Here is an 18,095-nt window from a genome sequence, read left to right on the forward strand (position 1 = left end):
AATCAAGGTAGAAATTTAAGCTAATGTATAAGTGAAAGCTATGGATTTAAAATAGATGGAAGGTTAAGAGAACATTATTGGATTAATGAAAGTAAGTATGACCAATGTGTTTATTCTATTTTAAAATCTGAATTGTAATATATTATGGTGAATTTATAACCTAAACAATAATATATTTAGCAATTGCATTAGATAGCTCTTCATATGTATTATATTTGTACAAGTAGTAGTGTAGACAGATATTTATTAAAGTATAGTATCATGTAAAATAATGTTATTATATTTATAATAGCATTTTTAAAATGTAAAAAAAGATGAAGGAGTGATAATAGTGAGAGTAGAAGGATTAGAGAGGATATGTCCACTTTGTGGACAAGACAATAATTGTCAACATGGTCAAGGTGGATGTTGGTGTGATACAGTTAAAGTTCCTAAGTACATTTTAGATTTGATTCCTAATGATAAAAAGGGTAAAGCTTGTGTATGTAAGTCTTGTTTAGAAAAACACCAGAAATAAATGAAATTAGTGAATATATTAAACAGCGTTAATTTTAAATTTAGTTCACATTCTTCTTATATATCTTCGAAAGTACCCCCATGTCGTTAGATGTTGGGGTTAACATATTAAGTGTATATTAATAAACTGAAAGTAACACAATATCAATTGTGTTACTTTCAGTTTGGTCAAAATGTTTGTATAGTAATACTAAAACAAATGTCAATAATTCTAATGATTAAGAGCATCATCTCCAATTACAAATTTTCCTAATCTCTTAAATGGATATATAATAAACTGTGCTTTTCCTTTTATATCTTTACCATCTATGTACGGATTTTCCCATCTTCGGGCATCAAATGAATTAGCTCTATTATCTCCAAAAAACAAATATTTGTTTTCTGGAATTTTAAATTTTTTATCTAAATCCTCCATATATACTACATATGGCTCTTCAATTTTGCTTCCATTAATAAAAACTTGCCCCTTATTTTTTATAATAACTTCATCTCCTGGAAGTCCTATAAGTCTTTTTATTAATGGTATTTTTAATTCCTCAGAATCAAAAACTATTAAATCACCTCTTTTTAGGTTATCTTTATTATAAACTCTTGTAACGGTAATTTTATCGCCTATCTTTATAGTCGGATACATTGATTCCGAGGGAACTGTAATATTAAAAAATAGGAATTTATATATTAGAATTGCCAAGATTATTGCTACAAGTATGGGGAATAACCACTCTTTGATAAAATATTTTAAAAATTTCAATTATTTAACCTCCTCGTGAAAATTAAAATGCGATAGTTGGACTGAAAATAGTCATAAAAATACATATTAAAATCCATACCTGAATCAACAACTTCAAAAATTTTTCTGCAACCCAAGAAAGACAAGATAAACACCAACAACTGCGTTGATTTGAATTATAAAAAAGTTTTTGATATATTCTTTGTTTCGTTCCATCTGGAGGTTCAACTTCTACATCTATGAATTTAAACATTTCTTTTAAGAGTTTATCTTCTTTTATCATATAATTCATCTCCTGATATTTTGAGAAATTCTTTTTTAAAACTATTTTTTGATCTTTGTAATATGCCATCGATAGACTTTGGAGTTTTGCATAAACAATTTGCAATTTCATTTACACTATGATCATCCATATATTTGAGAATAAGGACATACTTATAAATAGGTTTCAAATTATTTAAGGTTTCTAGAATTATTTTTCTAGTTTCCAAATTTATAATCATAAATTCAATATCTTGGTTATCCTTTACATAATCTAGTTCTTCTGCGTAAGCAAAATCTTCTTTTCTAATGTTAGTTCTATAATAATTTAATATTTTATTTTTTGCTATTCCACATAGCCAAGTTTTATGGGAACTTGTACCTTTATAGTTAATGAGTCCTTTCATTGCACTGATAAAGGTCTCCTGAACTATGTCTTCGGTGGCTTCTTTGTTTGCTGCTAATCTTAAAAATACAAAAGAATAGACAGAATTAAAATTTGTTTCATATATTTTCTTGAAATTTTCTTTATTCATATTTAAAATATTTTTTATCATATATTTCCACCTAACCATCTGTAGTACTAAAGTATAATTACTCTTAATTTACCATATTTTCAAAGGCTTTCATATCTTTAGTAACACAACAAGAAGAAATCCCCTGAAAAAATTTAAAATATAATAAAAAATATTAAGATTTCTTCAGAATGATTTATACATTAAATAAACTCACTTTTTTCTCCTGTATAATAAATAGAAAGCTGATGTAGTGCTCTCGTACAGGCTACATATAAAAGATTCCTATCAAACTCACTGTTATAATTGTCCTTTGAAACATTGAACACAAGTACTACATCAAATTCTAGACCTTTTGATATATAAGAAGGAATAGCAAGGGTACCCTTTATACTGTCAGTACTTTCTGTATTTAACAATTTAATGTTAGTTAAATTGGATAGCTTTTTTTGAACCAATAGGGTTTCTTTCTCCGTTTTGCAAATAACTGCAATAGACTCATAACCACGACTTTCATAGTTATGAATATCTTGGATTATAGTCTCATAAAGCAACTCTTCATTGTCTTTAAATATAATTTGCGGCTCCGATGCATGTCTCTCAAAGGGAACAAACTCCTGTTTGCTATTTAATATTTTCTGAGTAAATTCATTAATCTCGATAGAAGACCTAAAACTTTTATTCATAGAAAGCTTTATGCTCTTTTTCTTGTGTAGAATTTTCTCTATATCATCATATATAGATTTATCACCACGTTTTTCGAGAGTTTGGTTAAAGTCACCGAGTACTGTAAACTTAGCTCTAGGTAGCAGAAGATTAAAGACTTCGTATTGAAGTGGATAATAATCTTGGGCTTCATCAATAACAACCTGCCGTATATCTGAAAACGCGCGACTACCGTTAAGCCTTAGTTTGATATATAAAAGGGGAGCACAGTCCTCGTAATTAATATAGCCTTTATGGAGACTTTCTATGGTTTCTGATACCATTTGGTTAATGTTTTTTGGTAATTCTAACCCTTGCGAAAGTTTTAAAAGAAGTCCGGATTTATTAAATAGTAATTTATACAAATCCGAATAATCAACCTCAGTAAATTTATGAATATGATTCATTAATACTTTAGCTTCTTTAATTGCCATTAATCTGCTAAAAGATTTTAGTTCTAATTCATGTCCTATGCCGTTTTGAACAATTCCCTGAATTTTTTCAAGTCTTGCTTTTCTTAAAGGATGAATTTTACTAAGCATCATACTTTCAATTCTTTTAAGTTTTTTTGATATTGGCATATTCATTTTACCGTTTAAGAAAAGATTATTTAGCTGCTGTTTTGTTTCAATAATTTTTCCATCATAATATAAGTCTTCAAAATGCGTTAATTTATGCTCATAATAATGTATTAATCTATCCAAAATAGTTACAAATGTTTTCGAACCTTTAAATTTAGTGTTCTCCATTTTTATATTTAAATTTTGTTGATTATCATTAATAATCAAAGTTTCAAGTTGCTGCTTTCTACTTTCAAATATAAATCTATTATCTAAAAAATCAACTACAATATCGTCAAAAGTAGTTTCCTCTACGTTTTCCTCGCCTAGTTCTGGTAGAACTCCAGAAATATATTTACTGAAAACAGAACTAGGAGAAATTATAATAATATTATTGGAATATAGCTTTGATCCCATACCAACATAAAGCAAATATGCAATTCTATGTAGTGCTATAGATGTTTTACCGCTTCCAGCTACGCCTTGTACAATCAAAAGCTCATTTTCAGTATCTCTAATAATTACATCTTGTTCCTTTTGAATGGTTTCAACTATATTTTTCATATTTGAAGAAGAATTGTGACTTAACACTTCTTGTAGGATATCATCATTAATTGTTATGCTGCTATCAAAAAAATACTTAAGCTCAGAATTCTCAATTTTATATTGCCTCTTCATAAAAATATCACCCGAAATTATTCCGAAGGGGGCATTATATGATCCTTTACCAAGTTCGCACTGATAAAACATACTTGAAATAGGGGAGCGCCAATCGTATATTAAAATTGAACTTGTATCATTATCTATTAAATTATAAAGACCGATATAAATCTGATCTGTATCATTATAAGCATCTTCCTTAAAATCAAACCTTCCAAAATAAGGTGAGTTTAAAATCCGTGTATATTTTTTTATTCGTTCCACCGATTTTTCATAATTATAATTTTGACTATCAACTTCAGAGAGTTGTTGGAGCATTTCTGGAATCCTATCAAGATCATTTGAAGAGTGAACAGATTCTTGCCACATATCTCTTCTTGAAGCAATAAGGTCTCTTTTTCTAAAATTTATCTCATATTCGTCTTTACGTAATTCTTTTTCGAGGAAGTTAACTGTACTTTTAAGATATACAAGTTCCTCTTGTTTATTTAGTTCGTAATCATTCATGTTTTCACTCTCCCATATTTTTTATAAAAATCATTGACATGGACATTCATTATGTGATATAATAAAGTGAAATATATAGTAGGTTTATTATGTCGTATAATCATATCCACATTTTATTATAGCTAAAAATCCTGTTTAAGTAAAGCTTATACGTGGTTTTTTTTATTTTAGTACAGTTTTTAATATTAAACCTGTAAAAGAAATTAATAGTAACAATTTAATAACAGAGATATAGAGGGCAATTAGATGCCTTCTTTTTTTATTACAACTAATCAAAGTGAAAGTAAAACAATAGTAATTGAGTTCCTTTCACTTTGAGGGTATTTCACAATCCTCTAAGCATTGTAAATATATTCTATTCATACAGAAAAGGAGAAAAGTCATCTGAAGTTTCTCATAATCCAAAATGGATGATCGCTTCTCCAGTTTTTATCAGTCCAATTCCTCCACTTAATTTTCAGTAATTTAAAAATTGTATCATCATCATATCTTCATATCTTATCCATGCATCATTTCCAAATAGAGTCTTTAAAGGAATTTATTTTAGAGTATTCATAAATATGTTTGAAATCATCATAAAATCCTTAGAATTGTTTAGTACAATAAAACTATAGTAAATGAAAGGATGATGAATATATGGACTCTTATATTTTGCAAACAGAAGAGTTGTGTAAAAAATTTGAAAAGCAAAATGTAGTTAATAATATTTCACTAATGGTGCAAAGGAATTCTATCTATGGACTACTTGGTCCAAATGGCGCAGGGAAATCAACAACATTAAAAATGATAACAGGACTTTTACGCCCAACTTCAGGTAATATAATATTTGATGGACATCCATGGAATAGAAAAGATTTAAGAGATATTGGAGCATTGATTGAATCTCCGGCACTCTATGGCAATCTTACTGCTGAGGAAAATCTAAAAGTACACACTAAATTATTAAATCTGCCTAATTCACAAGTACATAAGGTGCTTGAAACTGTAGATTTAAAGAATACGGGTAGGAAGAGAGCGTCACAGTTTTCAATGGGTATGAAACAGCGTTTGGGAATTGCCATTGCACTTTTAACTCATCCGAAACTTCTAATTTTGGATGAACCCACCAATGGACTTGATCCTATTGGAATACAAGAACTTCGCGAATTGATCCGTTCTTTTCCGTCTCAGGGTATTACGGTAATTTTATCAAGCCATATGCTTTCAGAAGTAGAGCAAGTTGCTCAATACATTGGTATTATTAGTAATGGAATATTAGGTTATCAGGATGAAATTCATAAAGATGATGATTTAGAAAAACTATTTATGAAAATTGTGAAGGAAAGTAGAAAAGAGGAGGAAGAATGTAATGCTTAATTATTTGCAATCTGAAAACCTAAAATACAAGCGAACATTTTCTCGAAAGATCATTGTCATGGCTCCATCTTTTTTTATATTGTATGCAATGGTTACTATGGCTAGTATGGAAGTTAAAAAAGAATATTTTATTATTACAGTTTTTAACTGGTGGCCACTTATATTTATACCACTAGGTTCTGCATTACTATGTTCTCTGTCAAATGCTAAAGAAAAAAAATCAGGAAATTATAGAGGACTGCGCTCGCATAATGTAAAAGGTATAGGAGTGTGGCTTAGTAAAATAGCAATCATCGCTTTGTATACATTTATATCTTCAATAATGCTCATAGTCTTTGTATTTTTTGCTGGAGTTTTAAGCAAAGGCAATGCGGTTCCTTTTTTTAAAGTTTGTGAGGCAGGTATGGTAATTTGGATTACATCAGTTGGCTTGATACCAGTTTACTTGTTCCTTTCAACATGGCTGGGTACACCTGCTTCAATTGGAGGTGCCTTAATTGGACTTGCGGCAGGCGTTGTTATGGCTCCTGAGGCATCATGGATATTAATGCCCTGGAGCTGGCCACTGCGTTTAATGTGTCCTATTGCTCATGTACACCCAAATGGTACTATACTTCAAGAGGGCAGTCTATTAATGAATTCATCTGTAATTCCAATTGGGATTATTGTGTCACTTGGATTTCTGATTATAACCTCGTGCCTTACATCACTTTGGTTTTCTAAAAGGGAAGTGTGCTAACTTTGAATATATTTAGATGTCTATCTGGTGATTGGATGAAAACAAAACGGACTCAAATTAGACTTGTTTTTATTGTGATAACCATAACTTATCCTATTTTTATGCTGTGGTATTGTTCCAATAATAAATTACAATATCAAATTTATGATGCTTTTTTTATGGTAATATCAATTTTTCTTCCCGTTCTAGTAAGTTTGAGTTCAGGACTTATTGGTGATGCGGAAGAAAGTGCAGGAAATTTTAGCATAATACTAAGTTCAACTGTTTCCAGAACAACGAGCTATCTTAGCAAATTGCTTTTACTTGAGATTATGACAACTATTTCTATGTTTTTTTCTGCTTTTATTCTTTTGATTGGGATGAGGTTTATTCTGCACATAGAGAACATTCAATATGGTCTATTTTTTCAAGGTTCATTGCTAACCATTATTAGTTGTCTGTTTTTGTATGTATTTTACCTATTTTTAAGCTTTAAATTTGGAATGGGAGCCTCAATTTCCTTAGGTGGAGTAGGCTTTCTAATTGCTGCACTTATGGGCACAACTTCACTTGGTGATAAAGTATGGCTGTTCATTCCGTGGACATGGTCTGCACGCCTTTCGAAAATTCCAGAATGCTTTATTCCTGAAATGCCACTTTCCACAGGAGTAGTTACATCAGAATTTTCTGCGTTGCTGTATGGAAGATACCTTCCATTTGTAATCCTAGTCACAATTATGCTACTAATTGCTAGCCTTATTTGGTTTAGTAAGTGGGAAGGCCGAAAATCCTATGAATAATAAATTTCAAGTATTGTTTTTAAGCGCAATGTCAATGGATAAATACGTAATGTATGGAATAGGGCTTTTAGTTGTATGTATATCTAATAATAGAGGCAGATATGGAACATTTATATCTAATATTAATTCTTTTGTATAAAAAACTGTGGTAGAATTCTTAGAAGAATTAAAACACTCCATGTATTATATATTTTCATTAAAATAGATTTTATAAGTGAGAATTTAATTAAATAGAAATCAGGTGATTTATAGTGAAGCAAAAAAAAATAGTAGTAGTGGATGATAATGAAGATATTTGTAGAATGATAAAAGAGTATCTTGAAGCACATAATTATTATGTTGAAGCATATGAAGATGGAACTAAAGCTTTAGAAAATATTCTTAGGAATAAATTTGATTTAATCATACTTGATATAATGATGGATGGTATAGATGGAATAGAAATTTGTAGTATTATTAGGGGAAAAGTTAGTTGTCCAATATTGTTTTTAAGTGCAAAGAATTTAGAGGAAGATAAGGTAACCGCACTTTCAGCTGGTGGGGATGATTATATTACAAAACCATTTGGATTAAAAGAATTAATGGCGAGAATTGAATCTCATTTAAGACGTGAAGAAAGAATTACAAAAACCGATAATTATATTCTAAGTTCTAAGAATATAATTATCGATATCCTAGCAAAAGAAGTTTTTTGTATGGGTGTAAAATTGAACCTAACAAAGAAAGAATATGAGATAATTAAGCTTTTTATGTTATATAAAAATATCACGTTATCTAAAGAACAAATATTCAATAAAGTATGGGGCAGTGATTCAGAAAGTTATTTAGAAACTGTTACGGAAAGTATAAAAAATATAAGGAGAAAAATCAAGCAAAAGGATTCATACAATTCATATATAAATACAGTTTATGGGTTTGGATACAAATGGGAGATAACCAATGAAAACTAATAGAACAATTAAAAGGGATTTTTATTTACTTGTTATTAAAATATTCTCATATACTTTAATATCAACAATTATTGCATATATGGTTCTTTTAATGTTTATATTAATACTTACGAACTTTACTAAAACAACAGACTACTATTCTAAATATTTAGATAGAATAGAACAAAAAATTGTAATTAATAAAGACTTAATATTACAAGGCCAATTAATAAATCTAAATTCATATACTGACAAGATTCAAGGTGAAGTTGTAGACCTTAATGGGAAGCACTTATTTGGAGATGTAAATATTATAAACAAAAATATTAATGTAGTAAAATGCATAGGCGCTGATACTGTTAAAAACAATTATATATATAGATGTATACCATTAATACAAGATAACTATATAAAATATATCTACGTTATAAAAGCTCCATTTGGATATCTGATTAATAATGTAAATGAAAATCCAGCAGCTGTAGTTGTATATATTACTCTTATTGGTTCTCCTTTAGTCTTTTTTGTTATTTATTTATTTTTATTTACTAAAAAATTATACAAATCTATATCAAAAAATATTGAGATATTACTTGATTCGGCAACTAAAATATCAGAAGGAAATTTTTCATTTGAAATTGATGGACTTAAAGGAAAAGAATTTAAAACCATACAAGATTCTTTCAATATAATGATAAATACGTTAAAACAGACTGTAGAGGGATTGTCAAAGTTAGAGAATGATAGAAAAATGATAACATCGTCAATTGTCCATGATATAAGAACTCCAATTACAGTGATAAAGGGCGAACTTGAATTAATAAATGAATTAAAAGATAAAAAAGAATTTTCTATTAATAACTACATAGAAATAATCAATAAAAATTGTAATAAAATGATATCTCTTACTGAGAATTTATCTTTAGTATATAAAGTGGAAAATTTAAATTTTCTACTTAGAATACAAAAAGTTGATTTGAATAATCTTCTGATGGAGAAAAAAGAGGAAATATCTCTTTTAGCAAGTAAGAAAAATTTAAATGTTCAATTTGAAGTGAATTTGAGTAAGAAATATTATTTATTGGATGAATCGATGCTAAATCGTGTACTGGATAATATATTACATAATAGCCTTAGGTTTACGGATGCCGGGAATATAAAACTTATTGTATTTGATGAAAATAACAATAAGAAAATTTATTTTAAGTGCGTTGATACAGGTAGGGGATTTAAAGAAAAAGATACAAAAAAATTGTTTAATGCATTTTATCAAAATGATTCGTATAAAAATCATTTTGGTCTAGGTCTTTATATTTCCAAAAAAATTGTTTTAAATTATCAGGGAGAAATTTTAGCTTATAACAATGAAGATAATGGAGCAACAGTTGAATTTTTCATAATAGAAGATGTTTCAAAAAAACAAGTGGTGCACTTATAGAATAATATATAAGCGCACCACTTGTTTCGCAATTACTGTACTTAAAGGTGAATGTTATATATGAAAGGAAGTATTTAATGTTATCGAAAGCATCGCTACTTATTTTAGGATTAATTAATCGGAAAGAGATTAATGCATACGAATTAATAAAAGTATGGTTTTTTAGTATTGACATATACAGTCAAGCTGTATATCATATAACTATATAGTTAAACTTTATAAGAAAGGAGTTAGAGAACTAAATGAAAAAAAATAAAAATTTACCACTTACAGAAACAGTTTATTACATTCTTTTATCTCTACTTGAACCAGCACATGGATATTTAATTATGCAAAAAGCTGAAGAGTTAAGCGGCGGGAAGGTAAGAATAGCGGCAGGTACTTTATACGGAGCCATTGAAAATTTGCTGAAATTAAAGTTTATTCAACCCGTTGAAAGTGATGACAACAGGCGTAAAGTTTATCTTATCACAGACGAAGGAAAGAAAGTATTACTTCTTGATTTTGAAAGAATGAAACATATGATTGAGATTACTCAGAATAATTTGAAATAGAGAGAGGTGTCAATATGAAAAAAATTAGATGCTATGTCAGCTTTGATAAAGAAGAAAAATGGTTAAATGAAATGGCAAACCGAGGTTGGGAATTGGATGAAAAACATACAAAATATGAATTTCGTAAAACTTCACCTAACAATACTATTATAAAAATAGATTATCGCAATTTTAAGTCAAAGGACGATTTTCAAAATTATATTATCCTTTTTAAGGACTGCGGGTGGGAACATATTGCTGGTACAAAAACATCTGGAAAACAATACTTCAAAAAAATAGATGAAAGTGCTGGTGATGATATTTTTTCTGATCTCTCTTCTAAAGCAGAGAGATACAAGAAATTGTCAAATATGTGGCTATCATTGGTAGTATCTTATATTCCAATATCGATAGTGTTCGTTATGACAAAAACTATTGATATTGCTGCAGTATTGAATCCGAAATTATTGTACTATACGCCTGGATTATGGCAAAAAACAGGAACGTCCTTTTGGGAGTCATTCTTATTTGAAACACCTTTCGCAATGATGAGAGGGTATATGTGGTTGATTTTCCCTTGTTTAATTATTCTATATGCTATTTTCGCAGTAAAAGCACAAATGTATTATCAAAAGACAAATCTTAAAAACCGGATATAAGAATGATTGGGAAATATGATAAGTAGGGTATAATTATCATAAGTCGTGATAGGTTGTAATCTATCACGACTTAACTATTGAAGGCATTTTGCAGTGCCTTCAATCACGAAGCTTGTTCCTTGGTAATCGTTATAACTTTTTTAAACTATTAAGAATTTTTTTATAACCGAAATACTTCCTATAGTAGTTAGAATTATTCCAATAAGTACAAAGCTCCATGATATAGTTGTGAATATAAAAGACGGAGCTATAAAATTAATTAACACTGTTGCAAAATAAGAATTTACCTGTATATATACAAAACTATATAAGAAATAAATTGCTATTACTGCGGATACTGCTCCTAGAAATCCAATTATCATTCCCTCAGAAATAAATTGCCATCTAATAAACCAATCTGTTGCACCAAGATATTGCATTAAATTAATTTCATTAAGTCTTGGATATATAGCAAGTTTTATTGTAAACTTAATTAAAAAAAATGTTGCTACAATGAGTATAGGGAAAAGTATCACTCCTATCCATTGGATTACTTTAATTTGCACCGAAATTTTCCTCGGAACATTTTGACCACCGCTAATTTTATTTATACCTTGTAACCCATTAAGTTGAGAAATTATTTTAGGTATATCATCTGGTCCATTCACTTTAAGTATATATGATGCTGATAGGGGAGTATTATTTTCAAAAGTAATATCAGTTACAACATTTGCCTCTTTTATTTTTTTATGTATACTTTGCTGATCAGTAATCTTTATATCATCTTTTAAAGTAACCCGTACTTCGGATTGGGAATAAATACCGATCATCCCCATTTTAAGATTCAATATGAATAGCACAAATAGTCCTAAAATAGATAACGTTGACATTATTGTAGCAATGGAGGAAATGCTAGTAGTAGGATTTTTTCTAAGATTTTTTGAAGCATCTTTTAAAAATAAATGTAAGGTACTAATCTTCATAATTATAACTACTCCTTTCTTTATCACTTGTTAACATTCCATTTTAGGTGATTTTTACTTGCTTGTCAAAAAATACATAAGTTGTTTTTTATTCTTTTTGGTGTGAATAAGAGAAATGTTGGATCTACCCTTATTGATTTTTTATTTAATTTCAATCATTAGTATTTGGATTTGCAAACTAAATAACTGATAAATTGTATTATAAGTGCACTACCCATAATTACCATGATTGCTGAATGAGAATCCATTTTAATTTTTTGTTTCTTAATTAAAATTTCAAATATAACCATAAAAACAAACAGCTTATCAAAACTCATGCTTTTAGATTTATCACTAACAAATTTTTTTCTTTCATCTTCATATCGTTCATTTGTGTTGCCTTTTGTCTTCCATAATAGATAAATAAGATAAATAAAAGATAGGCCGCCTAATAAAAATCCTGACCAATAGCCATTCTTTTTTGTTACAAGGTCAAAAATACCCATTCCTATAAAAAGAACTGACCATACTCCAGCACCTATAATTATTGAATCACCTTGCTTCTGATTTTTCATTATTTTATTCCTCCTCAAAAATAAATACTTCCTCAATTTTTTTATTAAACACTTTTGATAGTTTATAAGCAAGCATAATGGACGGGTTATACTTACCCTTTTCTAAAGATATTATTGTCTGCCTTGAAGTTTCTAATAACTTTGCTAAATCCTCTTGTGTTAAATTGCTTCCTTCTCTTAAACTCTTTATAAGATTTTTCATTCAAACACCTCTTTCACGTAAAGGTAACTTTACAATTTATTATACATCAACGAATTTCAAATATAAAGTTGCCTTTACAAATTTTTTAAATTTAACAAATTTTTGTATTTATAAATATAGTCAAAAAAATGAAAGTAACGTAATGGCTATTATTTGTGAATGAAAAAACATTTTGACGTGCGTAAAAATGTACAGTACTATATAGATATATTTAACGACATTTCAGAAGGGAAGGCTCCCACTTCTATAAGTAGGAGTTGATTACCCTAACAAATAAAAAACTTCAGTGGGAGTATGAATATCCTTCTGAAGTCGTTAATGTAGCTTCTACGAAGCTGTTGCAGCTCCGCAGGAGATGATTTAACGACATTTCAGAAGGGAAGGCTCCCACTTCTATAAGTGGGAGTCCCTATATAGATATCAAGTAAAAAGGTGCTATAATAACGTTTTTTTACTAATAAACAATTAAAATGGAGGAAAAAACATGGAATTATTTTTATATTATATTTTGGCGATTAACTTATACGGTATTTTTGCCATGTATTCAGACAAGAGAAAGTCGCAAAAGGGGAAATGGAGAACTCCAGAGAACACCCTTTTCACTATAGCTTCTGCTTTTGGGGCTTTGGGTATTTTTATAGGAATGCGTTTATTTAGGCATAAAACTAAGCATAACAAGTTTGTAATAGGGATACCATTGATCCTTGTAGTTCAATTGTTTGTATTTTTCAAATACATTTATAAAATGATATAATTCTTATAATTTTGCCTTGAAATGTTAGCGCTTTGAGGGTATAATAAAGGGAAATTATAGGAATGAATAAGGACCATAAGAAGGCAATATGATTATTTCAAGATTGTGGATAACTATTCTGTAAAATTAAATAAATTATTATAAAAACTGTATTTGTTAGTATAATACGGTTTAAAAAGCATATACTATAAAAAGTTATCCTCTTTTAGTGGATAACTTTGTTTAAATTGTGGATAGATTGTAAATTATCTGGAAATAGTAAGCTTGAAATTTCTTCTGTTATGGATATTAAGTCTCTATTATAATGATAGAAAACATTAAAGAGCACTACTTACGTTACGGTCTGATATTCACATTTTTACAAAAATTTACATGGTTCTATAAGTTTCATAATTTTGTCTTGAAATTTTACTATTTTGAGGTTATAATAGGTGACGTGCTACTTATATAATATAAAAAGTAGGCAATAACTTATAAAGAAACTTTGAATTTAAAAAGAAATTAAATGATAAATCAAATAAAACATTATGTTATAAGAGTTTGACAAGTAAAGTTCAAATTTGTGGATAACTAGTGTATAAAATTGAATAAATTTTCACGAGACTGTATTTATTATCAAAATATAGTTTATTTAGCGTGCTAATAAACAAAGTTATCCCCCTTTAGGGGATAACTTTGTCTGAATTGTGGATAAGATTTTTAATTGCTTGAAAACAATTCACAATACAAACTTTCTTTTCTATCTGATTTAAGTCTAAATTTTTCTCTAATCTGAGTTACGTTCTCCTCAGAGATATCCGCTATAACTAAACCTTCATCCATATATAAGTTGCTTATTACGTTGCCTAGTGGATCTACAATCATGGAGTCACCACTGTAGGTTAATCCATTTCCTTCACCTATTCGGTTTATACCTGCTATATAACACTGATTTTCTATGGCCCTTGCTTTGAGTAAGGTAATCCAGTGATCACGTCGATCTACAGGCCAGTTAGCTGCAATGGTTATTAAGGTAGCAGTCTTAGATGCTATCTGAAATATTTCTGGAAAACGTAAATCGTAGCAGATGAAAGGGACGATAGTAAAGTTAAAAGCATTGAAGTAGTTGATTTTATTTCCACTTTGGTAAAATTCAGTTTCGCATCCAAAGGAAAAAGGATGAATTTTAGTGTAAGTCACAAGAGTCTTGTCTTGGGGCACGTCTCGATGCATTACTCGTGGCACGCCTCCATGTACTACCGGAGGCGCCACTACAGAGTATTTGTTTTTACTATTTGTTCTTCCTTCTACATACCCAAAGCCTATGAAAATATTAAATTTAGAACTCATTTCCTTGAAAAATTCTACGGTTTCATTATTATCTTCTCCTATTAAAGAAGTGTTCACAGAAAAGCCTGTTAAAGTCATTTCAGGGAAAAAAATAATATCCACATTTTCAGTAGTTGCATGCTTTATAAATTGTATTGCGGTTTCTTTATTCTTAGTTTTATCTTCCCAAACAATATCCAATTGAGCTAGTGCTAATTTCATAGTATCGACTCCTTATTAATAATATCTTCATATAATACATATTATATCAGAGTAAGAATAAAATGCGGAAGCATTGAATTTCTCCTGCGTGTTTTGCAGTTGAACTGAAAACAGTATATAAATTGTAACGAAAAGGTGGTTACTTTATGTTAAATAATTTAAAACAACTTGTATGTAGAGTTATAGATGATGATATTACTGCATTGGCAGCTCAACTGGCTTATGATTTATTGTTGTCTTTTTTTCCTTTTTTATTGCTACTAATTAGCATGTTAAGTTATAGCAATCTAGAAAGTAAAGATGTGCTGATATATCTACATCAAATAATGCCCAAGAGTGCTTTTGATTTAATTTACACTACAGTTATAGAGGTGCTGGATTCAAGAAATGTGAATTTACTATCCATAAGTATAATAGGTATAATGTGGTCAGGATCTAGTGGTTTTAGAGCTATAATAAAGGGATTAAATAAAGCCTATGATGAGGAAGAGACAAGACCTTTTTGGAAAACCTTAGCTATATCTATATTATTTATGCTAGGGCTTGTAGTAGCTATTATTGTGGGAGTAGCCCTAGTAGTTTTTGGACAAATGATAGGTGGGGTTATTGCGACGCGTTTAAATTTATCTAGTAAGTTTATATTAGATTGGGATATTATAAGATACCTAGTATCTTTAGGTGGGATGTCAGTTACATTTGCAGCATTATATCATTATACTCCTTGTAGAAGATTAACATGGATAGAGGTAATTCCTGGAGCTATTGTTAGTACTTTAGGGTGGTTAATATCTTCATTAGGTTTTGCGTATTATGTTAATAATTTTAACAACTATTCTGGTCTGTATGGTGGAATAGGAGCAGTAATAGTGCTTATGCTTTGGCTTTATATAATTTCCATAATAATACTACTAGGGGGAGAGGTTAATGCGTTGTTAGCCTTTGAGCGAGAAGGCAAACAAAAACCTAGGTGTAAAAAGTATTAACGACATTTCAGGTCCATAGGAGATAATTAGCTCCATGGGAGATAATGAATAGCTCCATGGGAGATAAGTAGCTCCATAGGAGATAATTTAACTAGAGTTATTATGTGAAATTGGCTAGTATTTAATGATATAATGATATAATGGATAGCATATAAGATCTAAAAAATAGCTTTGAATTGTGAAATTTCAAGTTTCATAAAATATTAACACTTATTTAAAGGTATTATGGTATACTTAATACTGCAGTGAAACTGAAAAAAAGTGTATTAAATTGTAATTAATACATTTTTTGATAACATTAGAAAAAACAATCATATTTTATTATATATAAAATAAAGAGGTGCATTATATGAAAACTCTAGGAAAATGGAAAAAACCAATATTAATACTAAGTGATGCAGTGCTAATAAACTTAGCATATATATTAGCTATCTTTTTCAGATATAATTATAAAAATTTCAAGTTCTATTCAAGTGACTTTAAAGAAATAGCGTTAATTGTGACAGTTATCTACATAGCTTGCTTTTTTGTCTTTAAGCTTTATGAAAGCCTTTGGACTTATGCAAGTATAGATGAATTTATGATGGTTATAGGTGCGTGTCTTACTGGGAACATTGCTACTACAATTTTCATTAGAATTATTGGACATAATTATGCCTATGGGGTAAGCATAGTATCTTGCGCTTTTAGCATTATTTTTATAGTTGGACTTAGGATGTCCTTTAGAATCTTTGATAGATTCGGAAACATTGTAAATTGTAATGTTAGTAAAGGTGCTCGAAAGAGAGTAATGATAGTTGGTGCTGGAGCAGCTGCAGCTATGGTTATAAAAGAAATGAAGAGCAGTAACCAAAGTAAATATGTACCGATAGCTGTAATTGATGATGAAGATTACAAAAAAGGAAACACTATTATGGGAGTGAAGGTTCTTGGAAGTAGAGAAGGCATACCTACTATAGCAAAAGATAAGGATATAGAAACCATACTTATAGCTATTCCTACCATAAAAGATGAAGATAAAAAACAAATACTCGAAATATGCAAAAAAACAAGCTGCAAGATAGAAATTATTCCAGGAATGTATGACATAATAGACGGGAAAGTTTCCTTAAGTCAAATTAGAAAAGTAGAGATTGAGGACTTACTGGGTCGTAAAGCAGTAGATCTTGATATGGAAGGCATTGCAAGTTTCATTCGCGATAAAACCATACTAGTAACAGGCGGCGGTGGATCTATTGGTTCTGAATTATGTCGTCAAATTATAAAATTTGAACCTAAGAAATTAATTATCTTTGATATATATGAAAATAATGCTTATGATCTTCAAATGGAACTTCAATATAAATATCCGAAATTAGATTTAATAGTATTAATAGGATCTGTTAGGGATAAACAAAGACTTGAGAATGTATTTGAAAAGTATTTACCCAATATAGTTTTCCATGCAGCGGCACATAAGCATGTTCCACTAATGGAAGAAAGCCCTATGGAAGCTATAAAAAACAATGTGTTTGGAACATTTAATATGGCAGAGTGCGCGAATAAATTTAATGTAGAAAAATTCGTGATGATATCCACAGATAAAGCGGTAAACCCAACCAATGTCATGGGTGCTACTAAGAGAATGTGTGAAATGATTATACAATCTATGGACAAAATAAGTAAAACACACTTTGTGGCAGTTAGATTTGGAAATGTATTAGGAAGTAACGGGTCCGTTATACCCCTATTTAAAAACCAAATAGCTCATGGTGGTCCAGTTACACTTACTAATAAATATATAACTAGGTTCTTTATGACAATACCCGAAGCAGCACAATTGGTACTTCAATCGGGAGCATACGCAAAAGGCGGAGAAATTTTTGTGCTTGATATGGGGCAACCTGTTAAGATATATGATTTAGCGTGGGATTTAATAAGGCTTTCAGGATTTGAGCCAAACAAAGACATTAAAATAGAAATTACGGGTCTTAGGCCGGGAGAAAAGCTTTATGAAGAACTATTAATGAGTGAAGAGGGACTTATTAATACTAAACATGAAAAGATTTTTATTGGTAAACCAACGTTTAGTGATTTGGATGTTATGAAAGATAGATTGGGAGAGCTTAATGCTATTATCGAGAAAGATGATGTAACATTATTACTCTCAAAAATAGAAGAAATAGTTCCGACATATAATAGAAGTACTGCGGAAATTGAAGACACCAGTGTAGAAGAGTAATA

General features: G+C 29.6%; 20 protein-coding genes. 12 read left to right on the forward strand and 8 right to left on the reverse strand.

What is annotated here, in order from left to right; translation table 11 throughout:
• The first annotated feature begins 331 nt into the window (after positions 1–331).
• Positions 332–517, forward strand: coding sequence for a cysteine-rich CWC family protein (locus tag ACWJJ2_RS15760; protein WP_165414431.1), 186 nt, complete (start codon positions 332–334; stop codon positions 515–517).
• 210 nt (positions 518–727) lie between these two features.
• On the opposite strand, the gene lepB is transcribed toward ACWJJ2_RS15760, so the two are convergent.
• The 4 genes from lepB to ACWJJ2_RS15780 form a co-directional block, all read right to left on the reverse strand.
• Entirely contained in the window at positions 728–1,267 is a 540-nt protein-coding gene (gene lepB / locus ACWJJ2_RS15765; RefSeq protein ID WP_216302449.1) for a signal peptidase I, read from the reverse strand.
• A 22-nt stretch (positions 1,268–1,289) separates the two neighbouring features.
• Positions 1,290–1,529 carry a hypothetical protein gene (locus tag ACWJJ2_RS15770; RefSeq protein ID WP_216302450.1) on the reverse strand — a complete coding sequence of 80 codons (240 nt, stop codon included), beginning with the start codon at positions 1,527–1,529 and terminating at the stop codon, positions 1,290–1,292.
• Positions 1,513–2,064, reverse strand: coding sequence for an RNA polymerase sigma factor (locus ACWJJ2_RS15775; RefSeq protein ID WP_462953482.1), 552 nt, complete (start codon positions 2,062–2,064; stop codon positions 1,513–1,515). Before ACWJJ2_RS15775 ends, ACWJJ2_RS15770 begins: the two co-directional genes overlap by 17 nt.
• A 161-nt stretch (positions 2,065–2,225) precedes the next feature.
• Entirely contained in the window at positions 2,226–4,454 is a 2,229-nt protein-coding gene (locus tag ACWJJ2_RS15780; protein WP_462953483.1) for a HelD family protein, read from the reverse strand.
• 636 nt (positions 4,455–5,090) lie between these two features.
• Between ACWJJ2_RS15780 and ACWJJ2_RS15785 the strand changes: the two genes are divergently transcribed.
• The 8 genes from ACWJJ2_RS15785 (at position 5,091) to ACWJJ2_RS15820 (ending at position 10,887) form a co-directional block, all read left to right on the forward strand.
• Positions 5,091–5,810: a lantibiotic protection ABC transporter ATP-binding protein gene (locus ACWJJ2_RS15785; protein WP_462953484.1), complete on the forward strand. Its 720-nt coding sequence runs from the start codon at positions 5,091–5,093 to the stop codon at positions 5,808–5,810.
• On the forward strand, positions 5,803–6,549 hold the full coding sequence (locus tag ACWJJ2_RS15790; protein WP_462953485.1) for a lantibiotic immunity ABC transporter MutE/EpiE family permease subunit: 747 nt from the start codon (positions 5,803–5,805) through the stop codon (positions 6,547–6,549). Before ACWJJ2_RS15785 ends, ACWJJ2_RS15790 begins: the two co-directional genes overlap by 8 nt.
• Before the next feature lie 35 nt (positions 6,550–6,584).
• A complete protein-coding gene (locus ACWJJ2_RS15795) occupies positions 6,585–7,328 on the forward strand; it encodes a lantibiotic immunity ABC transporter MutG family permease subunit (protein ID WP_462954350.1) in 744 nt (247 codons plus the stop codon).
• Complete coding sequence (locus ACWJJ2_RS15800; RefSeq protein ID WP_462953486.1) at positions 7,321–7,467, forward strand: hypothetical protein; 147 nt, start codon at positions 7,321–7,323, stop codon at positions 7,465–7,467. The genes ACWJJ2_RS15795 and ACWJJ2_RS15800 overlap by 8 nt, the downstream gene beginning before the upstream one ends.
• A gap of 112 nt (positions 7,468–7,579) precedes the next feature.
• Complete coding sequence (locus ACWJJ2_RS15805; RefSeq protein WP_462953487.1) at positions 7,580–8,278, forward strand: response regulator transcription factor; 699 nt, start codon at positions 7,580–7,582, stop codon at positions 8,276–8,278.
• Positions 8,268–9,695: a HAMP domain-containing sensor histidine kinase gene (locus ACWJJ2_RS15810; RefSeq protein WP_462953488.1), complete on the forward strand. Its 1,428-nt coding sequence runs from the start codon at positions 8,268–8,270 to the stop codon at positions 9,693–9,695. Before ACWJJ2_RS15805 ends, ACWJJ2_RS15810 begins: the two co-directional genes overlap by 11 nt.
• A 242-nt stretch (positions 9,696–9,937) precedes the next feature.
• Positions 9,938–10,249: a PadR family transcriptional regulator gene (locus tag ACWJJ2_RS15815; RefSeq protein ID WP_462953489.1), complete on the forward strand. Its 312-nt coding sequence runs from the start codon at positions 9,938–9,940 to the stop codon at positions 10,247–10,249.
• 14 nt (positions 10,250–10,263) lie between these two features.
• Positions 10,264–10,887: a DUF2812 domain-containing protein gene (locus ACWJJ2_RS15820; protein WP_462953490.1), complete on the forward strand. Its 624-nt coding sequence runs from the start codon at positions 10,264–10,266 to the stop codon at positions 10,885–10,887.
• 140 nt (positions 10,888–11,027) lie between these two features.
• Here the strand turns inward: ACWJJ2_RS15820 and ACWJJ2_RS15825 are convergent, their stop codons facing one another.
• The 3 genes from ACWJJ2_RS15825 to ACWJJ2_RS15835 form a co-directional block, all read right to left on the reverse strand.
• Positions 11,028–11,849, reverse strand: coding sequence for an FtsX-like permease family protein (locus tag ACWJJ2_RS15825; RefSeq protein ID WP_462953491.1), 822 nt, complete (start codon positions 11,847–11,849; stop codon positions 11,028–11,030).
• Between the two features lie 158 nt (positions 11,850–12,007).
• On the reverse strand, positions 12,008–12,403 hold the full coding sequence (locus ACWJJ2_RS15830) for a hypothetical protein (protein WP_462953492.1): 396 nt from the start codon (positions 12,401–12,403) through the stop codon (positions 12,008–12,010).
• A gap of 4 nt (positions 12,404–12,407) precedes the next feature.
• A complete protein-coding gene (locus tag ACWJJ2_RS15835; protein WP_216303909.1) occupies positions 12,408–12,605 on the reverse strand; it encodes a helix-turn-helix transcriptional regulator in 198 nt (65 codons plus the stop codon).
• Positions 12,606–13,089: 484 nt separating this feature from the next.
• On the opposite strand from ACWJJ2_RS15835, the gene ACWJJ2_RS15840 reads away from it, so the two are divergent.
• Positions 13,090–13,359, forward strand: coding sequence for a DUF1294 domain-containing protein (locus tag ACWJJ2_RS15840; protein ID WP_216303908.1), 270 nt, complete (start codon positions 13,090–13,092; stop codon positions 13,357–13,359).
• Positions 13,360–14,058: 699 nt separating this feature from the next.
• Here ACWJJ2_RS15840 and ACWJJ2_RS15845 read toward each other — a convergent pair.
• Positions 14,059–14,889 carry a nitrilase-related carbon-nitrogen hydrolase gene (locus ACWJJ2_RS15845; RefSeq protein WP_220286350.1) on the reverse strand — a complete coding sequence of 277 codons (831 nt, stop codon included), beginning with the start codon at positions 14,887–14,889 and terminating at the stop codon, positions 14,059–14,061.
• A 146-nt stretch (positions 14,890–15,035) separates the two neighbouring features.
• Between ACWJJ2_RS15845 and ACWJJ2_RS15850 the strand changes: the two genes are divergently transcribed.
• Together ACWJJ2_RS15850 and ACWJJ2_RS15855 are read left to right on the forward strand one after the other, a co-directional pair.
• On the forward strand, positions 15,036–15,872 hold the full coding sequence (locus tag ACWJJ2_RS15850) for a YihY/virulence factor BrkB family protein (protein WP_165413785.1): 837 nt from the start codon (positions 15,036–15,038) through the stop codon (positions 15,870–15,872).
• A 349-nt stretch (positions 15,873–16,221) separates the two neighbouring features.
• Entirely contained in the window at positions 16,222–18,093 is a 1,872-nt protein-coding gene (locus ACWJJ2_RS15855; protein ID WP_220319813.1) for a polysaccharide biosynthesis protein, read from the forward strand.
• Positions 18,094–18,095 lie beyond the last annotated feature (2 nt).

This window comes from Clostridium sp. CM039, from assembly GCF_055081075.1.

Coding starts and splice junctions, on each gene's coding strand:
- ACWJJ2_RS15770 (WP_216302450.1), bottom strand. CDS start 1,529: ATGATAAAAGAAGATAAACTCTTAAAAGAAATGTTTAAATTCATAGAT.
- ACWJJ2_RS15830 (WP_462953492.1), bottom strand. CDS start 12,403: ATGAAAAATCAGAAGCAAGGTGATTCAATAATTATAGGTGCTGGAGTA.
- ACWJJ2_RS15815 (WP_462953489.1), top strand. CDS start 9,938: ATGAAAAAAAATAAAAATTTACCACTTACAGAAACAGTTTATTACATT.
- ACWJJ2_RS15790 (WP_462953485.1), top strand. CDS start 5,803: ATGCTTAATTATTTGCAATCTGAAAACCTAAAATACAAGCGAACATTT.
- ACWJJ2_RS15825 (WP_462953491.1), bottom strand. CDS start 11,849: ATGAAGATTAGTACCTTACATTTATTTTTAAAAGATGCTTCAAAAAAT.
- ACWJJ2_RS15810 (WP_462953488.1), top strand. CDS start 8,268: ATGAAAACTAATAGAACAATTAAAAGGGATTTTTATTTACTTGTTATT.
- ACWJJ2_RS15780 (WP_462953483.1), bottom strand. CDS start 4,454: ATGAATGATTACGAACTAAATAAACAAGAGGAACTTGTATATCTTAAA.
- ACWJJ2_RS15840 (WP_216303908.1), top strand. CDS start 13,090: ATGGAATTATTTTTATATTATATTTTGGCGATTAACTTATACGGTATT.
- ACWJJ2_RS15845 (WP_220286350.1), bottom strand. CDS start 14,889: ATGAAATTAGCACTAGCTCAATTGGATATTGTTTGGGAAGATAAAACT.
- ACWJJ2_RS15775 (WP_462953482.1), bottom strand. CDS start 2,064: ATGATAAAAAATATTTTAAATATGAATAAAGAAAATTTCAAGAAAATA.
- ACWJJ2_RS15820 (WP_462953490.1), top strand. CDS start 10,264: ATGAAAAAAATTAGATGCTATGTCAGCTTTGATAAAGAAGAAAAATGG.
- ACWJJ2_RS15835 (WP_216303909.1), bottom strand. CDS start 12,605: ATGAAAAATCTTATAAAGAGTTTAAGAGAAGGAAGCAATTTAACACAA.
- ACWJJ2_RS15855 (WP_220319813.1), top strand. CDS start 16,222: ATGAAAACTCTAGGAAAATGGAAAAAACCAATATTAATACTAAGTGAT.
- ACWJJ2_RS15785 (WP_462953484.1), top strand. CDS start 5,091: ATGGACTCTTATATTTTGCAAACAGAAGAGTTGTGTAAAAAATTTGAA.
- ACWJJ2_RS15800 (WP_462953486.1), top strand. CDS start 7,321: ATGAATAATAAATTTCAAGTATTGTTTTTAAGCGCAATGTCAATGGAT.
- ACWJJ2_RS15850 (WP_165413785.1), top strand. CDS start 15,036: ATGTTAAATAATTTAAAACAACTTGTATGTAGAGTTATAGATGATGAT.
- ACWJJ2_RS15795 (WP_462954350.1), top strand. CDS start 6,585: ATGAAAACAAAACGGACTCAAATTAGACTTGTTTTTATTGTGATAACC.